Below are 20,419 nucleotides of genomic sequence, written 5' to 3' on the forward strand. Positions count from 1 at the left end.
TATCACTTCCTATTCTTCGCTTCTCGCGCGTTTATTTTGTCTGCGACTTGTTGCCCACTTAATGTAACCATTGGTATGCCACCACCAGGATTTACTGATCCACCTACAAAGTACAAGTTTTCAAAATACTGACTTTCTTTAGGAAATTTAAATCCTTTGTTTTTCTTTTTATCTGCTACAACACCATATATTGCACCACGATTAGAACGATAATTTTTTTCAATATCCTCCGGTGTCCAAACATCTTCATAAATAATGTGTTTTCTTAAATCAGTAAGTCCCATCTTTTCTAATTTATCCAAAATTTTATCCCTAAACTTCGCATAATCTTCAGTGGTAAAAGGCTGATCTTGAATATATGGAATATGTGGTAAGACTTTGATATTTTCATAACCTACTGGCGCTTGTGTGTGATCAGTTTTATTCGTATTTACTAGATAAATGGTCGGATCATCTGGCAATACCTTTTCATGAAAAACTTGTTGATAATTGAGATAAGCATTTTCCGTAAAAAAGAAATTATGATGTGCTAATTGCGGGTATTGGCAAGCAACACCTAAATGCATCACATATCCTGAGCTTGCCGGCTCAAATTCCCTCTCTAATTTGTTTAATCGTTGAGTATCAAGGTGAATTAAATATTTATAAGTAGGTATGACTTCCATATTTGAAATAATATAATCTGCCTTTACAAACTCACCTGTATCTAATCTGACACCCGTCACACGTCTTTGATATGTTTTAATATTGTCCACACGTGCACCTGTATGAATTGTGACACCTTCTTCACGCGCTAGCTTTTCCAAGGCATTGGCTAAATGATGGATTCCACCTTCTACATACCAAAGGCCTTGCTCTTGTTGCATATGGAATAACATAGATAATACAGCTGGCGCATCGTATGATGAAGAACCTACATATTTGATAAAATAGCCTAACATTTGTCGCAAGTATGGATTCGAGATACGCTTGTCTATGGCCTGTTGCATAGTATGTACATAATCATAATTAATAAGAGCATTTAATGGCCCATGAAATTTAATAATTTGAGATAGTGTATCTAAACCATAGTTAAAATACCCTTTTTCAGTAATACGATCGATTCGTCTTGTATAATTCAAATAATTTTGCAGTTCCTCTATATCCTGTTTCGACAATATCGCATTATGCTGACCTGTTTCTTTAATACCTTCATACAAATCGATAGTCGTTCCATCTGGAAAAAAGCTACGCCATTGATGTGGCAATCGCTTGATTGTAACGTAGTCTGACATTTGCTTCTTGCTATATTCGAATAATTTTTCAAAAATATAAGGCATCGTTAAAATAGATGGACCTAAATCAAAGCCAAAGCCATCTGATTCATGACGATTCACTTTGCCTCCTATATGATTATTTTGTTCATATAATGAGACCGAATAGCCACTTTGTGCCATTCGAATTGCTGCAGAAATCCCACCTAAGCCACCACCAATAACGATGATATGTTTAGTCATGACGTTCACCTCTTCGTTTTAATATGCGTAGTAACTGCGTTAATCTCGGTCGATTATAGCGTTGCACAATAATGATTGGAACATTAGCTATCATTGCATAGAAAATATTTATATACTTTACTAAACGAGGGCCTTTATTGAATATGATGACTGGAAGTATCGATATCCAATGAATCAACTCTGCCCTCTTTGTCTCTATAATCATTTTTTCAATTTCATCAGTATTGATTGTCATTAAATGACGCTGATCATATATATTTTGATTAAGCTGATGACCATCTAAAATCTTATGTTTCCATTTTCTTACGTAAAACCATTTGTTCCAAAATTTTCCATGCTTCTCAAAGTTAAATGATTTAAATATTATGTACTTCTGACGAAAATACTTATCAGGAATTCTTGTACCTAAATTTGCTATATTTAGTTGAACAATTAACCAATACATACTACAAAAAAATGCTGTTTTAATATATTTTTTCATGGTTTTCATCTAAATTGAATCACTCTCAATCATACTGACATAGTATAAATTATCACTTTATTACTTAGTTCCCTAAAGATCAGTGAATAAACCGCTCTCATTTATATTTATATAAAACAAAAACGCCAATACTCTCATGTTAGAGAATATTGACGTCATTTGATTTACATTTGATTAATGAATGAAATTATATGAACCTGCTTGGTTTGCTGAAATTGTACGAGACGTAACCACACCAGCACCATGTCCATAGTTCATTTCTGAAACACGAACAGAACCGTTGCTGTTAACGCCTTCAACGTAAGCAACATGACCGTAATAGCCTTGTGTTGTTTGCATGATAGCACCAACTTTTGGTGTATTGTTCACTGTATAGCCAGATGATGCAGCTGCGTTAGCCCAATTACTTGCGTTACCCCATGTTGAACCAATTTTCCCACCAACACGATCAAATACATAATAAGTACATTGTCCTGAAGTATATAAGTTACTTCCTGATGCATAACCATTAGAAATTGAACGACCATTTGAAGATGGCGCTGCAGTTGTAGTCACATGAACATTATTACTTGTTGTGCTATAACTTGCACCTGAACCACCAGTATAATAGTTATTTGTTGCTGTTTGGCTATTGTTTGTATAGTTATTGTATTGATATGAATGATTATAGTAGTTATTGTAAGATGCATTGTTATAACTATAAGTATTGTAGTTGTTGTAGTAGTATGTGTTGTTTTGCGTTAATTGACTTGGATTCCAATTTCCTGTCCAAGTGTAATGATAATTACCTTGTGCATCAATTGTATACGTATAGCTGTATGATTGAGCGTCATTAGAATTATATCCATTGTTATTTTGTTCTGCGGCTTGTGCATCATGTCCTGCAAATGCGATAGTGGCAAGTCCTGCTGTAGCGATTGTAGCTGTAACGATTTTTTTCATAATTAAATATCCTCCCAATAATCAAAACACTCTATACATATAGTCATTAGCGACTCAATTATTTTAAATTTTATATTTTTTATTTTTTTACTATGCAAATAATTATAACTTTTATAGTTTTGCGACAAAACAAACTATAACAGAGATTAGGTGTCTTGCGGGCTTTGTTATCATAATGTAATCTGTTCCTAATAAAGCTTCATTGAATGTAATATACCAATTAGAATGTTTACAACACTTTTTCTGCACCGTTAACATGGGATTTGAAAATAAAAAAGCACTAAACTTTTAATGAAATACATCATTTTTGATAATAAATATCAGAAGTAATGTAATATTTCAAAAGTTTAGTGCATCAAGTTATTTCTTATTTGTAGCATGTGTTTCCATCGTTTTTACAATCAAATCAGTCAGCGCTTTACTACCTGCATATTCTAAGTGAATACCGTCATATGCAAAGTACTCCGGATGACCTGCAGAAGCTTTATACCAATCGACTAGATGTACATTAGAGCGCTTTTCAGCTGCCTCATAAATTAATTTATTTATTCTACCTTCATAATCTCTAGGTACTCTAATAGAAACTAAATATATGTCTGCTTTTCCAAAACTATCCAATAGTTCATTTAATTGATCTTTCGTAAATGCCCCATTTGTACCAAGCTCTACTACAACTTTTTGACCTTTTTTAGCATAGTCTTTATATTGCGATTTCACAATTGGTGTAGCATCAACGAGTTGCCGTCCAACTTTACCATCAATTTGTGCATTTGGTATTTTCTTAGTAAAGACATTACCAATATCCACCATGACCGAGTCACCAATTAATAGTGGTGATGACTTTTTAATATCCTCTTTGCTATTCGCTGTCTGCTTATCCTCTTGCTTATCTTTTTTAACGACTTTTTTCTTCGTTGTTTTAAATTCCGTCTTCTTCTCTTTCTTCTCAGTTTCATGTTGTTTGCCAAGTGCATCAAACTGTCCACTGAGCACAACGATAGACGGAACCAATAATAGGATAACTAACACTGTTCTAGCAAATTGCCCCTTCTTTTTAGGTAAAAATGCAAAAGCTTTAAATCCTTTTTTACGTATAGGTGTTTCAATAAAGCGATACGAAATTTCAGCCATTAACGCTGTTAACAAAATTTCTATAATATAAACGTATACCGGTATTTGTCCTTGTACGTAATAACTGTTCACAAAAACAATGATAGGATAATGCCATAAGTATAAGCTATATGATCGTTTACCTATAATTAGTAAAGGTTTCATACTTAAAAATTTAGCAAATAAACTAGAAGGATGTACCGCAATTGCAATAATGAATAAAGTTGCAAATGATATAATGTAAAATCCTCCATTATAGATCCATTGATCTTGGTCTCCAACTATAAAGAACAAAGTCATTAGAACCGCAAAACCAGATATCCCTATAATATCTAATGATACGACAATCTTTTTAGAAATATCTTTTTTCAAAGCAAACGGAGGCCAAATAAATGCTAATATACAACCAAGCAATAAAGTTTGCAGTCGTGTATCTGTCCCAAAATACACACGTGAATTATCTCCAGTGATGAAATGAATCACTATCATAAGTCCTAAAGAAATCAACGATACAATAAATAGCGTTTGAATAATATTTCTCGGTTTAAATCTATGTAATAAGAACGTGATAACCAATGGGAAAAGCAAGTAAAATTGTTCTTCAATGGCTAAAGACCATAAATGTTTGAGTGGTTCAATAGCAAATTGGTTAAAATAATCTACATTCTGTGAAATGTACCACCAGTTTGAAACATAGAATATAGCTGCAATAGCATCTCGTTTCATTTGTATAATCAATTCCGGTTTAAATATCAGTGTGAACGTAAGCACGACACAAATTAAAAACAACACTGCCGGAATGAGTCGTTTCAATCGTCGCTTCCAAAACTCTAGCAAATCAATTTTTTGCGTCCGATAATACTCACTTATCAACAAACTTGTTATTAAATAACCTGAAATAACGAAGAATGTATCTACTCCTAAAAAGCCCCCACTTAACCATTGTGCATTCAAGTGATAAATAATGATTCCTATAACTGCGAATGCCCTCAATCCATCTAATCCGGGTAAGTATCGCGGGGAATACATTTTTTCTAAACGTTTAAAGTCTTTTGTATCCATGTTAATAAACGCCCCATTTATTTTTCTCTATTTTGTAGCATATCACAATATTTTTGAAAATAAAATATTGCACTGATTTTCATTAATTGATTTAACCCTTAATTAAGATAGTTTTAAATTTTTTATTAAGTAGAAAACAATTATTACAGTTAATTTCATTACTGCAAACCACATATAAATTTGTCGATTTTACTACATAACATAGATTATCATAGATTCTTGAATTTTTAGCAAAATAACTGTTATTTTCATTATATTTTTACAAAAAAAGGTTCGTTTTATATTTTATGCATCTTACTGTAACAGAATCATTAAGATATGCTATTCGAATTTACTTTTTCAAAATTTATATAATGAATAAATTAACATGTATTGAAAAAAAGCGAAATGCAGCCTATCCTCTAATGTAAACCAAACGATATATCTCGTCAGACTTTATATTTAAACGCTATGTGTCACTTTTAAAATGAATATTACTAAGATTGTCATATCAATTATTATTGCATCGAATTAATCTTTTAAATTTCTGTAATAAAACCTATTATCTACATCTAATTTAGGAAAACTACTTGGTAAATCTCCTCGCTTAATTTCACGGAAGCCATTATTAGAATAAAAATACTGTGCACTAATAAATTTATCAATTGTTCCTAAATAAATACCATCGATATTTTGTTCTTTACATGTCATTATAACTTTATCTAAAAGTTTTTTACCTATTTTTAAATTCCTATAACCTTTATCAACAAACATTTTTTAAGTGCAGACATATTATTATCTAGTCTAATCAAACCTATAGTACCAACAATATTTTGATGATTGTTTATTGCAAGCCAAAATTGCCCTCCATTATTCAAATAGTTATGTTCGATGTTCTCCAAATCAGGTTGATCATCTCTATCAATTTTTATATTAAATTCATTTTTTTGAATCGATAAAATAAACTCGATTAGCTCTTCCTTATAAGACCTATTATATTCAATTATGTTTATAGCCATTTTTATCTCCTTTTTCATTTAATTTAATTATAAAATGTGCGTTTAGTTTGTATCTAGTGTACTCAGTACAGCCTCAAATGAAGTTTCATTCCACTTGGCACTTAATAAAGACAAGTATTTTAGCAGTAATACAATAAAGTCCAATAAATTTCCCTAACTTCAATATCCACTTTTTAAAAAATGTATTTTTAATTAATAAAAAAACTCTCCCCAATTTCTATGGGAAGAGCTATATATTTAATGTCTAAACATTACTTTTATTTATTATGAAGGAATTAGAATCCCCAAGCACCTAAACCTTGTGCTTTGTATGCTTTAACAGCTGCGTTGATTTGTTGGTCAACAGTGTTTGTTGGACCCCAACCTGGCATAGTTTGGAATAAACCTGAAGCACCTGATGGGTTGTAAGCATTTACTTGACCATTTGATTCACGAGCGATGATTGCAGCCCATGTAGAAGCTGAAACACCAGTACGTTGAGCCATGATTTGAGCTGCTGATGAACCAGTAGCACCTGCAGTATTACCATTGCTTAATCTCACTGAACTTGAAGTAGTTGAAGTGCTGTAGTTATGGTAAGTTGGAGCTGAAACAGCTTCAACGTTTGAGTTACTTGATTGTGCATTGTAGCTTACTGATTGTACATTTGAACCTTGGTTGTATGAAGTAGTGTAGTCTGCACCTGCAACGTTTGAGAAACCAGCAGTTTGACCATTAGCTGCTTCATAGCTCCATGACCATGTAGTACCATTTGAAGTGAAGTTATATTGGAAACCATCTTTTACAAAGTGGATGTCATATGCACCATCTTTGATTGGAGCTGCATTTAATTGATCTTGGTGATTATGCGCTAAGTCAACTAAGTGTGCTTGATCAACGTTTACTTCAGCAGCGTGTGCTTGATGTCCTGTACCTGCTGCGTAACCTGTTACACCTAATGCCACTGCTAATGATGATGCCATAATTGTCTTTTTCATAGTAAAAAATCCTCCAGTAATAATTGTAAGTTTATGTTTTTAGTAATTATATTTTGAATTTGAATGTCGTAATGCAAGTTTAAATTGTCTTTTATTTCTTTCAACGGTACTCACTATATCACAAAAAACCAGCCAGTAAATTACACTTTCTTTACAAAACATTACAATATCAAGTGTTATTTGTAATGTTGAAATATGGCTGTTTTATACTGTAATGTGAAATATGTGCCCTTTAGAATCCAATCAACCCTTGAAATAGTCTTTAACACATAAGATTTTTACTATATTTAGCTCAACTATTACAGCTTTCGTAATATTACAGATTGTATTTTTGTTACATAGCTGTAATATATCTGACATGTAACTTCTCTTATTTTCGTACATTAAACGCAATTAAAAAGCAATCAACACATATGTTTCTACACATGTATTGATTGCTATTATTGTTGTATATTCAAAGTTTTAAAACACACATCTTTTGTGAGTTGTCTTATCTTTTATTAGCGCAAATAAACTGCAGCTCAATTATATTGTTCAACTTCATTCTCGCAATTCACAATAACATTAAATAATTTTTGGTCTCATATTTTCAAAAAACATACTGTTATTATCCCATGAATTTAAAAATATCATTAGTATATAAACGAAACACTTTACGATAAATGATATCTGCAAGCCAAGCTGTTACAAATGGTACAACAAAGAACGCTACTACAATTAGTAAGACACTCAACCAAGCAGAATCAACCTCCATAAATTTAAATGCATTAATCGGTCCTACCATTCCTATAAAACCAAATCCAGCTGATTCTTTCGTTCCATGAATACCTACTAATGCTGATACCAAACCTGATACAATGGCTGTTGTCAATATTGGTAACATAAGAATTGGATATTTCACCATATTAGGTATCATCATTTTAACGCCTCCAAAGAAGACGGATAACGGCACCCCTAAACGATTCACTTTACTTGTACCAATTATCAATACTGCTTCAGTCGCGGAGATACCAATTGACGCTGATCCAGCTGCTAAACCTGTAATACCTATCGCAAAGGCAATGGCCACAGTTGATAGTGGCGAAATAATAATAAGACTAAATACCATTGAAATCAAAATACTCATGACAATCGGTTGTAATTCTGTAAAACCATTAACCATATTACCGATGGCTGTTGTAATCATTTTCGTATACGGCAATATTAAAACACCAATTGCACCTGAAATACCGCCAACAACTGTTGGGAATACAATCAATGCCATACTACCTACACGATGTTGAATAAGTAAAATGAACAACACTGCAATCGCTGCTGTAATCATTGTATTAATTAAATCACCAATACCCGTAATCATCCAAGCACCATTTTTAAACTGCGCTGCACCGCTTCCTACATATGCTGCACTTGCCACAACAGCAATTGCTAATGGCGATAGGTCAAATTTCATGGCAACCAATGCACCAATCAAAGCAGGTACTGTAAATTGAATTGCAACGACAACGCCTAATAACGTTTTAAAAATCGGATGATAATCCATAAAGTATTTAAAAATTTCTCCAAGTATCGCATTAGGAACTAAACCCGCAACAATACCTATGGCGACACCTGATAAAACTCTAAATATAAAATCTTTGGGTGTAATTGTTTTAATTGATGTCATAATATCATCCTTCCATTTATGTATATACATCTGTATGCAAATAATAAAGAGCCTTAAGTTATAAGCTGCCACTAGCTTAAATTCTAAGATGTGCATGCCGATGTTGTTATATTTAGGCTAGCAGTATCATCTATAACTCAAGACTATGAAAAATAGTATATCACAAAATTCTGAATTTTTAGATAAAGAAATTGGCAATTTTTCAAACATATTGTTACAATACACTTTTATTTTATCTTCATTTTTAAAATCCATTAATACAATAGAAGAAAGACATTCAAATGCTTACCAAAAAGGTACATTATTTGTTAGGAGCGTATCAGCACTTACATATCATCAACACAATTGACAATATAATAGAAGATACTGATAATAAGTGTTAAAACAACAGATGTTAGGTAGTGAACAAATGATGGAAAGTAAATCCATAGATCCAAGAATCGTTAGAACCAAACAATTGCTTGTCGATGCTTTTCTTAAAATTTCTAGAGAAAAGAAATTATCTCAAATTACAGTTAAAGATATCACTGATATTGCTACGCTAAATCGTGCAACATTTTACGCTCATTTCACTGATAAAGAAGACCTCCTAGACTACACATTATCTGTAACCATTTTAAAAGACTTGAATGATAACTTGAGCATTTCTAATGTCATTAATGAAAAGGTGCTGCGTAATATTTTCATTTCAATTGCGAGTTATATCAAAGATGCTGCAAAGTCTTGCGAATTAAATAGTGAAGCATTTTGCAACAAAGCACATCAACGTATTAATAATGAATTAGAAGATATTTTTGCGATTATGTTAGAAAACAGCTATCCGGAGCATCAACGAGATATCATTGTAAATAGTGCGAGTTTTTTAGCAGCTGGTATCTCAGGCTTAGCATTACATTGGTTTAACACGAGTCAAGAGACAGCCGATGTGTTTATCGATCGCAACCTTCCATTTTTAATTCATCATATAGCACATTTTTAATAAAACTTGGTATTTAGTCATGCATCTTGAAATCACTATGTGACTTAGGTTCATACTTGTACACACAATAAAATTTAACGTATTACGATTGATTAGCCGTGTCTAGGACATAAATCAACGTCCTATACTCTACAATGTCATATTAGCAGTCGTTAACTGAATGAAAATAAGCTTGTCATTAAAACATAAAGATTTTAGTGACAAGCATTTTGTTTTTGCGTACTTAAACAACACTTCAGGCAATATGTTGTTTAGGCAACAAATGATATGTGCGTGTTTATTGGCAAACGTACGACATAGTAGTATAGTATGTCTAAACAACATATGTTGCATAGTTGATATGCGTTGTTTAAATACTAAGATAGGAGGGATTGACGTGAGCGAGACAGATCAACCTCAGGGGTTTGAACGCACGCATAATATATTAAATATTAATCAGAGTAGTCTGGGTGTAGTGACATACATTACAAATAAATTAAAGTCGACGTTGAAGCAACACATAATAATTGCTCGTGGTAAAAAGCGAATCGACTATCGACTGTCGTATAACTTTTACACTACGTATTATGATAATGTAGAAATCAAGAAAATCGACTGTGAATATACCTATGCTATGCCCATTGCAATTTTAATAAGACACACGATGTCATTCGACAATGCTCATTTCTTTGCTCAGTTACGTCATCCTGTCTTATAAAACAACATTGCAGACATGTATATCAAACGACACTTCAATAACATCACTTTGCCATCGTACTACTATTAAAATCGTGTCTCAAACCCCTTATTTTAATTCCAAAAATCTGCTGGTCAAAAGACCGAGAAACTAAAAACATTACTGGATGTGTTGATAAATTATCTTATAGAAATAAACTCAAAATATATCAACACTTGATTCTAAGGAGGATATGACAATATGAAAATTTTAGATAGAATTAATGAACTTGCAAATAAAGAAAAAGTCCAACCACTTACTGTAGCTGAAAAACAAGAACAACATGCATTGCGTCAAGACTACTTAAGCATGATCCGAGGACAAGTATTAACAACATTTTCCACAATAAAAGTGGTTGATCCAATCGGTCAGGATGTCACACCAGACAAAGTTTATGATCTTCGCCAACAATACGGTTATATTCAAAATTAATATTTGCTCACGAGGTATTGCACTTAAGGTGCCAACTGACCTCATAAACAAAGCCCATACTGATTGAAGACACTAATGTGTCGCACCATGTCTCTTACGACATGTGCACATTAAACTTCATCTTTGTATGGGCTTTTTATTTATTCTTTTGAGAATTTCATTTTAGCAGACTAAAAAATTAAAATGGTGTCCATCAAGATCTTTGAACATTGCACCATAAAACCCTTGGCTTACTGTTGGTTCTTGAACGACTGCGCCACCCGCTTCTTTCACTTTATTCACCAACTGGTCAACTTCTTCATTTGTGTTCACACCTAGAGAAATCATCACTTCATTTGGTTCAGTATTAAGGCTTTGCTGACTTACATTTTGAAAATGCTTGTTTTCTATTAAAATTACGGTTGTTTGACCTATTTGAATACCGACCATTTTATCTAACATTTGTGGGTTTCTATTTATTTTAAATCCTAACGCTTTATAAAACTGTGCGCTCTTTTCTAAATCTTGCACATGCAAATTAAACCACATTGATTGAATCATGATTGCACCCCATTCATTACTTATTATAGTTTTGGACTTTAAGCCAATCACTTAATGATAATCTTGTTGGATTTATTTCAGCCATTAATTCAAAGTCTACTTCATAACCTTTTTCTTCCAACCATTGCTTTTCTGCAACACCACTAACAAATTCTCCTTCTATAACAGTAGATTTACCTGTCACTTCACTAAAAATTGTTGCTGCTTCACTTAATGTAACTTCATCGGAACCAATCTCTATTGATTGATGCGTAAAGCTTTGTGGATGTGCAAAAATATACGATGCAATTTTAGCTATATCAATAGAAGAAATCATTGTGAATTTTATATTCGGATTAATAAATTCTGGTAATGTAATACGTTCATCTTCGACTTTAGCAATGCGTAAAAAATTATCCATAAAGAATGATGGTTTGATAACTGTTGCATTTATATTAGATTCCATTAATCTATTTTCTATTTTTGCTAGTACTTCAAAGTGTGGGCCAGTTCGATTTCGATTAACCCCTCCCGCAGTACTATACACAATATGTTGAATATTTTCTTGCTCAGCTATTTCAATTATCTTCATACCTTGTCTTAATTCTTCGCTAACATCATCTTTAACGATTGGCTGAATACTGTATAAGCCATACTTCCCTTTCATCGCTGATTGCAAACTAACATTATCACTCAGATCACCTTCAACGATTGATAAATGCGGATGTCCTATGTCTGAAAGTTTACGATTATTCTTATTTCTAGTTAATGCACTTACATACCATCCATCCTCTAACAACTGTTTTACAACTGCATTACCTTGCTTCCCTGTTGCGCCTATTACTAAAATATCTTTCATTTTAGATCCACTCCTCTTTTTATCTTAAAAACCAATAGTCCTCTTTTTCACCTTTTAAATACGTATATGGTTCTGGTGTTTGTCCATTTCCTTTAATATTGTCGTTTATTACATCTCTGACATCCCATACTAAATGAATAAATCGTTGTAATTGATGACTAAAAATGCCTAGTGGCGCTGTCATAGCTAATACTTTTTCCACATCTTCTGTAGTGACATTCAGCTTTTCTGCAATCATTTGAACCGATAAAGTTGATGCTTCGAAATGTGCTTGCAACTCTTCGCACGTAATGCGTCTTTGCTCTTTATTTAAAGACATTATCAACACTCTTTTCTTTTATGATATTTAATAGTTATTGCAAATTCATTGCTAACTTTCTTAACACGTTTTATAATAAACGGAGAGTTATCCGTTTGTCAATTTTAGAGAATTTTAAGTAGGTGTAATTATGCGAAAAGATGCAAAAGAGAATAGGCAACGAATTGAAGAAATAGCGCACAAACTTTTTGATGAAGAAGGCGTTGAAAACATTAGTATGAATCGTATTGCTAAAGAACTTGGTATCGGTATGGGGACATTGTATCGACATTTCAAAGATAAAAGCGATTTATGCTACTACGTCATACAAAGAGACCTTGATATTTTTATCACTCATTTTAAGCAAATTAAAGATGACTATCATTCTAATTATGAGGTTATGCAAGTGTCGTTAGATTATCTTTTACAATTTAAAATCGATAATAAGGCACTACTGCAATGTATTGAAGCAGGCAACAATAAATTACGTTTTTACCAAAGCGCATTTTATCAAGAATTATTTGATTTTTATTATGACTTATTTAAAAGCGATGACGACACTTACACGAAGTTCAAAACAGATATGCTGTTGCAATCATTATCAACTAGTGTATTTGCCTTCCAAATAGAGCATCGCCATATTTCAATTGAAGCGTACAGAAATTATTTATTAAACATTTATTTAGATGAGGTGGAACGTAATGACTAAAATTGTGTTAATCACAGGAGGCAATAAAGGGTTAGGCTATGCAAGTGCAGAGGCACTTAAAGCATTGGGTTACAAAGTTTATATAGGTTCTCGGAATGATGTAAGAGGACAACAAGCATCACAAAAATTAGGTGTTCATTATGTACAGTTAGATGTTACAAGTGACTACTCAGTCAAAAATGCTTATAACATGATTGCTGAAAAAGAAGGCCGTCTTGATATCCTCATTAACAATGCAGGTATATCTGGTCAATTTTCAGCACCTTCCAAATTGACACCTCGTGACGTTGAAGAAGTATATCAAACGAATGTATTCGGTATCGTACGAATGATGAATACATTCGTCCCTCTCTTAGAAAAATCTGAACAACCTGTTGTCGTCAACGTATCAAGTGGTTTAGGTTCATTTGGAATGGTTACAAACCCCGAAACAGCTGAATCTAAAGTGAATTCATTAGCTTATTGTTCGTCTAAATCGGCAGTAACAATGCTAACGCTACAATACGCTAAAGGATTACCTGACATGCAAATCAATGCTGCTGATCCAGGCGCTACAAATACTGATTTAGTTGGTGATTTTAGTAATAATTCCAAACACGTTTCTGAAGGAATCAAGCCAATCATTCAATTAGCAACGATTGGTGCAGATGGCCCAACAGGTACATTTATTAATGGCGATGGAGAGATGCCTTGGTAGATCAATTTTATGTTACAAACATTGAAATTAGAGGTATATAAAAAATGCTTCTGCAATAGATGCAATAAACATGCAATACAATATGGAGGCGAAGTAAATGAAAAGTATTACGTTTGAAGAACATTATGTCATTGAAGATATTCAAAAAGAAACGATGAATGCGATATCAGCAGATCCTAAAGGTGTACCGATGAAAGTAATGTTAGAAGGCCTTGAAAAAAAGACAGGTTTTACAAATGCCGACGAATTATCACATCATGATGAACGTATCCAATTTATGAATAATCAAGACGTTCAAATTCAAGTCTTATCTTATGGAAATGGTTCTCCTTCAAATTTGGTTGGTCAGAAAGCCATTGAATTATGTCAAAAAGCAAATGATCAATTGGCAAACTATATTGCACAATATCCCAATCGCTTTGTAGGCTTTGCAACTTTACCTATCAATGAGCCTGAAGCCGCAGCGCGAGAATTCGAACGTTGCATCAATGATTTAGGATTCAAAGGTGCGCTCATTATGGGACGTGCACAAGATGGTTTTCTTGATCAAGACAAATATGACATTATTTTCAAAACAGCTGAAAATTTAGACGTACCGATTTATCTACATCCCGCGCCAGTTAACAGTGACATTTATCAATCATACTATAAAGGAAATTATCCTGAAGTAACTGCGGCAACATTTGCTTGTTTTGGTTATGGTTGGCACATTGATGTCGGAATTCATGCAATACATCTAGTATTATCTGGTATTTTTGATCGTTATCCAAAGTTAAATATGATTATTGGACATTGGGGTGAGTTTATCCCATTCTTCTTAGAACGTATGGATGAAGCTTTATTCGCTGAACATTTGAACCACCCTGTAAGCTATTACTTTAAAAATAATTTTTATATCACACCGAGTGGCATGTTAACGAAGCCACAGTTTGATTTAGTCAAGAAAGAAGTAGGTATTGATAGAATTCTTTATGCTGCTGATTATCCATATATTGAGCCTGAAAAATTAGGTGTATTTTTAGATGAACTGGGTTTAACAGATGAAGAAAAAGAGAAAATAAGTTATACAAATGGTGCTAAATTATTAGGTTTATCACCTAAAAATTAACAAATGGAGGTCATTGAATATGGAAACTTTAGAATTACAAGGCGCTAAATTACGATACCACCAAGTCGGACAAGGACCCGTGCTCATCTTTATTCCTGGTGCAAACGGTACCGGAGACATTTTTCTGCCTCTTGCAGAACAGTTAAAAGACCATTTTACTGTTGTAGCCGTTGATCGTCGTGATTATGGAGAAAGCGAGTTAACTGAACCACTTCCTGATTCCGCTTCAAACCCTGACAGTGATTATCGTGTCAAACGCGACGCACAGGACATTGCCGAACTTGCAAAGTCATTAAGTGATGAACCTGTCTATATATTAGGTTCAAGTTCAGGTTCAATCGTTGCGATGCATGTGTTAAAAGATTACCCTGAAGTCGTTAAAAAGATTGCATTTCACGAACCACCAATTAATACATTTTTACCAGACAGTACTTATTGGAAAGATAAAAATGATGACATTGTGCATCAAATTTTAACAGAAGGCTTAGAAAAAGGCATGAAAACATTTGGCGAAACATTAAATATCGCACCAATTGATGCAAAAATGATGTCTCAACCTGCTGATACTGAAGAAGGACGTATAGAACAGTACAAACGTACGATGTTCTGGTCAGAATTTGAAATTAGACAATATACGCATTCAGATATTACTTTGGATGATTTCACAAAATACAGCGATAAAATCACCCTACTAAATGGGACAGATTCTAGAGGATCCTTCCCACAAGATGTTAACTTTTATATAAATAAAGAAACTGGCATACCTATTGTAGATATTCCAGGCGGTCACTTAGGTTATATTCAAAAACCTGAAGGCTTTGCTGATGTATTATTAAATATGTGGGGTTAATTGATTGTTCTCTAATAAAACAGCTTGGACAGTTTTCAAATTATATTTGATGGCTGACCAAGCTTATTTTTATTTACGCTTAAACGTTCAAATCAACTCGTTATTATACATGAAGGCATGTTAACCATTCTCTTCCACTGAAAACACTACTGTTCCAAACATTGATAGTCTTCTTTTGAAATACCCTTTCCGATAAGCACCAAATATTCTGGCACTTTTTTTGAAAATGCTACAGGTGTTAATTCATATTGTCCTTGTGTAAATTGAATGAGATACGTATGTGTGGTGTCTTCAAATGTCATAAACCCTTTCAACCTATAAATATGAGACGGAAGGCATGCTAAACGTTTTATAAACTGTGCTTTAGTACATTTGACTGGTGATTGCACAAATTGATGATTTATTGTTTTGTGTAATGATTCATGTTTATTGTCAGAAGTTGCTGTCATTTGGCTAACTGATATTGGCAAAGTGACGCTGCCATGCATACCAACTTGTATATCGGCCTCTGGGTTAATAACTTCTAAATCTTTCAATAGTTTGCTCGTTGTTTCAACATCTGCTGAATCTATTTTATTAACAAATAAGACAGAACAATATGCTAATTGCTCATAAAATAAGCCTTGGATGTCTTTAGGGAATGATTTAATGTGTTTATACATGCTTGCGTCTATTACACCAATAATATGTGTAATTGTTGTAAACGGAGCTAAAATAGGCGTTAAACAAGCATCTAAGACAGAGACTGGTTCTGCAATCCCACTACATTCAATAAATACAATGTCTGGTTGCTCTTTTAAATATAATTGATGTAACTGTTCTGATACATCTGCTTTCATTGCGCAACAGATACACCCCTCTGTCAGTTCACTTAAAGGTATGTCTTCAGATACTAAGGCACCATCAACACTCATTTTCCCAAATTCATTCATGATGACTGCTGGTTTCAGCGATTCCTTTAATGATTCAGCGAGCAAATGATTTAAGACAGTCGTTTTACCGCCACCTAAAAACCCACCTATAATAACTATTTTCATCTGCGACTCTCCTCTTATACTTCATATGAATAGCATATTCCAAGATAGATCTCCTATTGACTGACATGACTCTATATTCAGTTATAGTTCATTTTTTTAAATAATCAGCATTACTATTTTAACAATGATGCCTACACCAATAACTAAAGACAATGATGTCACCATTTGCTTTCCAATTAATTTTAGTGCTGACTGACCACCTAAATGTTTCAAAAGCATCGTCATTGTGACCGAGCACGCTGTAAATGTTGAACTAAAAAACACAAGTAGTAGTAACTGTGTTGCTGTCATTCCTTGTAATAAGGCGCCTTGATGCAAATTAAACAAGAGCATGCCGTCTTTTCGAATCATTGAAAATAAAATCCCTGGTGACAATTCTGAAGAGATGCCTAATAACGATAATATAGGTGTAAATATTTGTGATAAAACATTCAAAATTGGCGTTAGTGATAAAATACTAACAATAAGACAGATTGTGATAAAAATAGGTAGCGCTTGAACGATAAACATTTGTATATTTTGCCACATTTGTAGCAACATTTGACGTATATTTGGCATATGTAATTGCCTATCATAAGGTAGCGGAACACTAAGTTGTTGATCATTCTTTTTCAACCATATCCTATTATGTAAGATGCCACCTAAAAGTACTAATATTAAGTACGGCATAAATAGCCATGACTTTCCAGCTACACTAAAAATAGATAATGTCGCACCTATTTGATAACTACAAGAACTACCAAAGCTTATTAAACTCATACACTGTGTCTTCGTGCAGGTATGGCATTGGTGTGCTGCTTGTGAAATAGCTGCTGCATTACATCCAAATCCTTCTAATAGTGGCACGATATCATTACCTTGTAATCCTATCCGTAACATTGATGGTTCAATTGCCCATATCATCCATGATTTGAATCCTGTTTGATCAATTATAGCAGTTGATAAACTAATCAATATTACAACCGGCAATGCCCATACGAGCGAATATGTTCCAAGTGATAGCACACCATAATCACCAAATAATATATGCTGTAATATATCGTGATTGAGCAATGTTGTTTGAGTTAAATATTCTATCCATGCTGATACATACTGATTTTGAAACCAATCTGAAAATTGATAAGCGATACCGATTGGTAATGCAAACATTAAAAATATCAACAACCAGGCTAAAAATGTCGCACTTATTTTAGGTCTTAAATGTCGTCGCTCATGTTGAAATAGTGTCAATTGTTCTATCACATGTTCACTCGCTATAGGCGAAGAAACTACACTTTCTGCCAATGAAATATCTAATTTCTGTTTTATGATTAATAATCTTAATTTCGCTTTTTCTGTTGCGGTAAGTTTATCCGCATGACTAATAACCAAATAATGAGGTTCATTAGGTATGGGCGTATAATGCCCAGTTCTCATATCATATTTCACTTCTAACATGTGCATGACACTTCACAACATGAATAATCATCTAAATACATTTGATTTTTTTGATAATTTTCAATGACATCTTGTTTAGCTGGTAAGCCTTCCCGCTGTGTTAAAAGATGAGCAAGTACTGCAAATCGCGCTCTGAATTTATAGATATAGCATAATTTGGCATTATCATTTTCAACTGTTGCACCAATCATAAAAATATTCGGATAACGTGTCGATTCATCATGTGTTGTTAATTTAATATCTTGATTTGTTGTCACAAATAATTGTTGAACGATTGGATTTTTTGTTGCATCAAAGCCAGTTGCTAGTATTGGTTCATGAGGCGTATGCACACTTTGTCCGCTATCAAAACTGATATGATACTGTCCATTGTTAAAATCAATATCTTTAACTGTATAATGTACATTCATTTCGATGCGAGCACCTTGCTTAATGACATTACCTAGTCGCTGACGTGTATAAGGTGACAATCTAACACTAGGATCAGCATCCGGATCATTTAAACCGGTTGTGCTAGTATAAAGTGCGATGTCAGAGCCATTTTTTGCAAGTTGATATGCAGCATCAAAGCCACTTTCATTACCTCCGATAACCACATATTGCCCCTTATTAAAGTTATCAAAGTCTTCAATTTCACTATAATGAATACCATATTTAAATGGCTTTTTAGGGAAATTATAATCACCTGTTGCGACAAAGATATAATCCGCGTGATATGTCTCTGTTGTCGTTGCAATCGTATAATATGCATCATCTACAGATATATTTGTGACAACTGTATTTTCAAAGATATTCAGCTCGTAATGGTTGGCAACCACTTGTAAATATTCAGCATATGTTTCTCCGGAAATATGTTCTTCATTAAATGTAAATGCTGGTGAAGTATCCATGGAAATTGCATTCATATCAGGCATGCCAAATCCATTAGACGTAAATGATGGCGTGATCGTACGGGTCGATTTCGGCCAATGTTTAAATGAATGTCCTACTGTTCCTTTTTCTAAAATAATGACATCTGTTATACCGAAATCTTTTAAGGTAATGGCCATACCTATACCTGCAGCACCGGCACCGATAATAGCCACTTTATGATGTTGCATATTAACACTCCCTCAATGATCTATTTCAAGTTATTGTTTTTGATTATAAATCGTAATAATTACGATTTATAAAGTATAGACCTATCCTTGAGAAATTTCAATATTAAAAGAAAAACTTCCGTTATTGTAGAGAATTCATCTACATTTCGGAAGTTGGCATGTGTCTTTTTTATTAAATTTAAAGATGCTACGGTTAGTTCAAATGATTATGAATGACATTTCATGGTATCATCCAGCCTCAGTACTTGGAGATAACATTTTGGCGGTGAGACAGAAATCATATTTTTACAAAATTTATTGGGGTGTAACTTCTCCACGTTGTATTTCACTATCCAAATTTTGTTTCATATTTTCAAACAACTCTTGAAATCTAACCTCATCTTGATCAGAATAACCTTTAAAAATAACTGAATCTATATTTTCTTCGTTAAAATAATAAATTTCATCTTCCACAACACCAATCGGATATTTACATGCAGAATAGTCAAACATATACTTTTGATTTTCAATTTCTACAATTGGTCCTCTATTAATAATCATTAACTTTTGCGAACCTTCTTTTAAATAAATAATGCTTCCTATTGTTTCCATTTATTTTCCTCCTTTGTCACCGTCTCAATTTCAACATTCCTTCGCATTTCCAAGTCAATCATCTCTTCTTCCGCTTTACGAATGCCATGTTGAATTTGCTGTTGCTGCTCGTATAACGCTTCCGTTGAACGTCGTTTCGCAAAATGAAATTCATCGCGGAACTGTTCCATACGACTAGCCATATTGCTACTATAATAACGCTCACCTAAATGTTGATATAATTGATCTATCGAATGATTAAGCGCATCACTTTCATCTATCAATGCTTTAACCTCTCGCTTTTCATCATATAAGTCATCCATTTGCTTATGTTTCGCTGTGATTATTTTATTGATTTCATCCAGTTTATTCGACATCAT

General features: G+C 33.4%; 22 protein-coding genes and 1 pseudogene. 7 read left to right on the plus strand and 16 right to left on the minus strand.

Annotated elements, in window-relative coordinates; all coding sequences use genetic code 11:
• Positions 1-2: 2 nt before the first annotated feature.
• The 8 genes and pseudogenes from IDG63_RS01445 to IDG63_RS01480 form a co-directional block, all read right to left on the minus strand.
• Entirely contained in the window at positions 3-1,496 is a 1,494-nt protein-coding gene (locus IDG63_RS01445) for a phytoene desaturase family protein (protein WP_000160455.1), read from the minus strand.
• The gene (gene crtO, locus IDG63_RS01450; RefSeq protein ID WP_001795496.1) at positions 1,489-1,977 is read right to left on the minus strand and encodes a glycosyl-4,4'-diaponeurosporenoate acyltransferase; all 489 of its coding nucleotides are present in this window, start codon (positions 1,975-1,977) and stop codon (positions 1,489-1,491) included. Before crtO ends, IDG63_RS01445 begins: the two co-directional genes overlap by 8 nt.
• A 174-nt stretch (positions 1,978-2,151) precedes the next feature.
• Positions 2,152-2,919 carry a CHAP domain-containing protein gene (locus IDG63_RS01455; RefSeq protein ID WP_000725225.1) on the minus strand — a complete coding sequence of 256 codons (768 nt, stop codon included), beginning with the start codon at positions 2,917-2,919 and terminating at the stop codon, positions 2,152-2,154.
• A gap of 360 nt (positions 2,920-3,279) precedes the next feature.
• Entirely contained in the window at positions 3,280-5,091 is a 1,812-nt protein-coding gene (locus IDG63_RS01460) for an acyltransferase family protein (protein WP_000379822.1), read from the minus strand.
• Between the two features lie 510 nt (positions 5,092-5,601).
• Positions 5,602-6,089: pseudogene (locus IDG63_RS01465) on the minus strand (GNAT family N-acetyltransferase).
• Between the two features lie 275 nt (positions 6,090-6,364).
• Positions 6,365-7,066 (minus strand): lytic transglycosylase IsaA, encoded by a 702-nt coding sequence (gene isaA, locus IDG63_RS01470; protein ID WP_000751267.1) that lies wholly within the window; start codon positions 7,064-7,066, stop codon positions 6,365-6,367.
• Positions 7,067-7,673: 607 nt separating this feature from the next.
• A complete protein-coding gene (locus tag IDG63_RS01475) occupies positions 7,674-8,729 on the minus strand; it encodes a PTS sugar transporter subunit IIC (RefSeq protein ID WP_000200684.1) in 1,056 nt (351 codons plus the stop codon).
• A 126-nt stretch (positions 8,730-8,855) separates the two neighbouring features.
• Entirely contained in the window at positions 8,856-8,954 is a 99-nt protein-coding gene (locus IDG63_RS01480; RefSeq protein ID WP_223181132.1) for a hypothetical protein, read from the minus strand.
• A gap of 184 nt (positions 8,955-9,138) precedes the next feature.
• On the opposite strand from IDG63_RS01480, the gene IDG63_RS01485 reads away from it, so the two are divergent.
• The 3 genes from IDG63_RS01485 to IDG63_RS01495 all read left to right on the plus strand — a co-directional run bounded on the left by IDG63_RS01485 (position 9,139) and on the right by IDG63_RS01495 (position 10,855).
• Positions 9,139-9,708, plus strand: a complete 570-nt coding sequence (locus IDG63_RS01485) for a TetR/AcrR family transcriptional regulator (protein WP_001789900.1) — start codon at positions 9,139-9,141, stop codon at positions 9,706-9,708.
• 160 nt (positions 9,709-9,868) lie between these two features.
• A complete protein-coding gene (locus IDG63_RS01490) occupies positions 9,869-10,405 on the plus strand; it encodes a hypothetical protein (RefSeq protein WP_206176345.1) in 537 nt (178 codons plus the stop codon).
• Positions 10,406-10,624: 219 nt separating this feature from the next.
• On the plus strand, positions 10,625-10,855 hold the full coding sequence (locus tag IDG63_RS01495) for a DUF896 domain-containing protein (RefSeq protein ID WP_000697134.1): 231 nt from the start codon (positions 10,625-10,627) through the stop codon (positions 10,853-10,855).
• A 162-nt stretch (positions 10,856-11,017) separates the two neighbouring features.
• Here IDG63_RS01495 and IDG63_RS01500 read toward each other — a convergent pair whose 3' ends face one another.
• The 3 genes from IDG63_RS01500 to IDG63_RS01510 are packed head-to-tail and all read right to left on the minus strand — an operon-like array spanning position 11,018 to position 12,552.
• On the minus strand, positions 11,018-11,395 hold the full coding sequence (locus tag IDG63_RS01500; RefSeq protein WP_000616225.1) for a VOC family protein: 378 nt from the start codon (positions 11,393-11,395) through the stop codon (positions 11,018-11,020).
• A gap of 16 nt (positions 11,396-11,411) precedes the next feature.
• Positions 11,412-12,233 carry an NmrA/HSCARG family protein gene (locus tag IDG63_RS01505; RefSeq protein ID WP_000651837.1) on the minus strand — a complete coding sequence of 274 codons (822 nt, stop codon included), beginning with the start codon at positions 12,231-12,233 and terminating at the stop codon, positions 11,412-11,414.
• A 19-nt stretch (positions 12,234-12,252) separates the two neighbouring features.
• Positions 12,253-12,552, minus strand: coding sequence for a DUF2316 family protein (locus tag IDG63_RS01510; RefSeq protein ID WP_000055859.1), 300 nt, complete (start codon positions 12,550-12,552; stop codon positions 12,253-12,255).
• 130 nt (positions 12,553-12,682) lie between these two features.
• Between IDG63_RS01510 and IDG63_RS01515 the strand changes: the two genes are divergently transcribed.
• From IDG63_RS01515 to IDG63_RS01530, 4 genes are all read left to right on the plus strand, one after another.
• Positions 12,683-13,240 carry a TetR/AcrR family transcriptional regulator gene (locus tag IDG63_RS01515; RefSeq protein WP_001224187.1) on the plus strand — a complete coding sequence of 186 codons (558 nt, stop codon included), beginning with the start codon at positions 12,683-12,685 and terminating at the stop codon, positions 13,238-13,240.
• Positions 13,233-13,937: an SDR family NAD(P)-dependent oxidoreductase gene (locus IDG63_RS01520; RefSeq protein ID WP_000161827.1), complete on the plus strand. Its 705-nt coding sequence runs from the start codon at positions 13,233-13,235 to the stop codon at positions 13,935-13,937. The genes IDG63_RS01515 and IDG63_RS01520 overlap by 8 nt, the downstream gene beginning before the upstream one ends.
• Before the next feature lie 97 nt (positions 13,938-14,034).
• Entirely contained in the window at positions 14,035-15,045 is a 1,011-nt protein-coding gene (locus IDG63_RS01525; RefSeq protein ID WP_000836418.1) for an amidohydrolase family protein, read from the plus strand.
• A gap of 19 nt (positions 15,046-15,064) precedes the next feature.
• A complete protein-coding gene (locus IDG63_RS01530; RefSeq protein ID WP_000448905.1) occupies positions 15,065-15,895 on the plus strand; it encodes an alpha/beta hydrolase in 831 nt (276 codons plus the stop codon).
• Positions 15,896-16,041: 146 nt separating this feature from the next.
• On the opposite strand, the gene IDG63_RS01535 is transcribed toward IDG63_RS01530, so the two are convergent.
• The 5 genes from IDG63_RS01535 to IDG63_RS01555 form a co-directional block, all read right to left on the minus strand.
• Positions 16,042-16,932, minus strand: a complete 891-nt coding sequence (locus IDG63_RS01535; RefSeq protein ID WP_000706509.1) for a CobW family GTP-binding protein — start codon at positions 16,930-16,932, stop codon at positions 16,042-16,044.
• 96 nt (positions 16,933-17,028) lie between these two features.
• The gene (locus IDG63_RS01540; RefSeq protein ID WP_000895191.1) at positions 17,029-18,369 is read right to left on the minus strand and encodes a nucleoside recognition domain-containing protein; all 1,341 of its coding nucleotides are present in this window, start codon (positions 18,367-18,369) and stop codon (positions 17,029-17,031) included.
• Positions 18,363-19,469, minus strand: a complete 1,107-nt coding sequence (locus IDG63_RS01545) for an NAD(P)/FAD-dependent oxidoreductase (protein WP_001163758.1) — start codon at positions 19,467-19,469, stop codon at positions 18,363-18,365. Before IDG63_RS01545 ends, IDG63_RS01540 begins: the two co-directional genes overlap by 7 nt.
• A gap of 294 nt (positions 19,470-19,763) precedes the next feature.
• Positions 19,764-20,060 (minus strand): DUF4176 domain-containing protein, encoded by a 297-nt coding sequence (locus tag IDG63_RS01550; RefSeq protein ID WP_000447709.1) that lies wholly within the window; start codon positions 20,058-20,060, stop codon positions 19,764-19,766.
• A complete protein-coding gene (locus tag IDG63_RS01555; protein ID WP_000066356.1) occupies positions 20,048-20,416 on the minus strand; it encodes a hypothetical protein in 369 nt (122 codons plus the stop codon). Before IDG63_RS01555 ends, IDG63_RS01550 begins: the two co-directional genes overlap by 13 nt.
• Positions 20,417-20,419: the final 3 nt, after the last annotated feature.

This window comes from Staphylococcus sp. EG-SA-14 (genome assembly GCF_017151935.1).
Taxonomy (GTDB): domain Bacteria; phylum Bacillota; class Bacilli; order Staphylococcales; family Staphylococcaceae; genus Staphylococcus; species Staphylococcus aureus.

What these genes read in the sequence shown, in the direction of transcription:
- IDG63_RS01530 (WP_000448905.1), top strand. Translation starts at nt 15,065, where the DNA reads ATGGAAACTTTAGAATTACAAGGCGCTAAATTACGATACCACCAAGTC.
- IDG63_RS01535 (WP_000706509.1), bottom strand. Translation starts at nt 16,932, where the DNA reads ATGAAAATAGTTATTATAGGTGGGTTTTTAGGTGGCGGTAAAACGACT.
- IDG63_RS01550 (WP_000447709.1), bottom strand. Translation starts at nt 20,060, where the DNA reads ATGGAAACAATAGGAAGCATTATTTATTTAAAAGAAGGTTCGCAAAAG.
- IDG63_RS01505 (WP_000651837.1), bottom strand. Translation starts at nt 12,233, where the DNA reads ATGAAAGATATTTTAGTAATAGGCGCAACAGGGAAGCAAGGTAATGCA.
- IDG63_RS01525 (WP_000836418.1), top strand. Translation starts at nt 14,035, where the DNA reads ATGAAAAGTATTACGTTTGAAGAACATTATGTCATTGAAGATATTCAA.
- IDG63_RS01475 (WP_000200684.1), bottom strand. Translation starts at nt 8,729, where the DNA reads ATGACATCAATTAAAACAATTACACCCAAAGATTTTATATTTAGAGTT.
- IDG63_RS01460 (WP_000379822.1), bottom strand. Translation starts at nt 5,091, where the DNA reads ATGGATACAAAAGACTTTAAACGTTTAGAAAAAATGTATTCCCCGCGA.
- IDG63_RS01545 (WP_001163758.1), bottom strand. Translation starts at nt 19,469, where the DNA reads ATGCAACATCATAAAGTGGCTATTATCGGTGCCGGTGCTGCAGGTATA.
- IDG63_RS01515 (WP_001224187.1), top strand. Translation starts at nt 12,683, where the DNA reads ATGCGAAAAGATGCAAAAGAGAATAGGCAACGAATTGAAGAAATAGCG.
- IDG63_RS01555 (WP_000066356.1), bottom strand. Translation starts at nt 20,416, where the DNA reads ATGTCGAATAAACTGGATGAAATCAATAAAATAATCACAGCGAAACAT.
- IDG63_RS01500 (WP_000616225.1), bottom strand. Translation starts at nt 11,395, where the DNA reads ATGATTCAATCAATGTGGTTTAATTTGCATGTGCAAGATTTAGAAAAG.
- crtO (WP_001795496.1), bottom strand. Translation starts at nt 1,977, where the DNA reads ATGAAAAAATATATTAAAACAGCATTTTTTTGTAGTATGTATTGGTTA.
- IDG63_RS01485 (WP_001789900.1), top strand. Translation starts at nt 9,139, where the DNA reads ATGATGGAAAGTAAATCCATAGATCCAAGAATCGTTAGAACCAAACAA.
- IDG63_RS01520 (WP_000161827.1), top strand. Translation starts at nt 13,233, where the DNA reads ATGACTAAAATTGTGTTAATCACAGGAGGCAATAAAGGGTTAGGCTAT.
- IDG63_RS01455 (WP_000725225.1), bottom strand. Translation starts at nt 2,919, where the DNA reads ATGAAAAAAATCGTTACAGCTACAATCGCTACAGCAGGACTTGCCACT.
- IDG63_RS01495 (WP_000697134.1), top strand. Translation starts at nt 10,625, where the DNA reads ATGAAAATTTTAGATAGAATTAATGAACTTGCAAATAAAGAAAAAGTC.
- isaA (WP_000751267.1), bottom strand. Translation starts at nt 7,066, where the DNA reads ATGAAAAAGACAATTATGGCATCATCATTAGCAGTGGCATTAGGTGTA.
- IDG63_RS01510 (WP_000055859.1), bottom strand. Translation starts at nt 12,552, where the DNA reads ATGTCTTTAAATAAAGAGCAAAGACGCATTACGTGCGAAGAGTTGCAA.
- IDG63_RS01540 (WP_000895191.1), bottom strand. Translation starts at nt 18,369, where the DNA reads ATGTTAGAAGTGAAATATGATATGAGAACTGGGCATTATACGCCCATA.
- IDG63_RS01490 (WP_206176345.1), top strand. Translation starts at nt 9,869, where the DNA reads ATGAAAATAAGCTTGTCATTAAAACATAAAGATTTTAGTGACAAGCAT.
- IDG63_RS01445 (WP_000160455.1), bottom strand. Translation starts at nt 1,496, where the DNA reads ATGACTAAACATATCATCGTTATTGGTGGTGGCTTAGGTGGGATTTCT.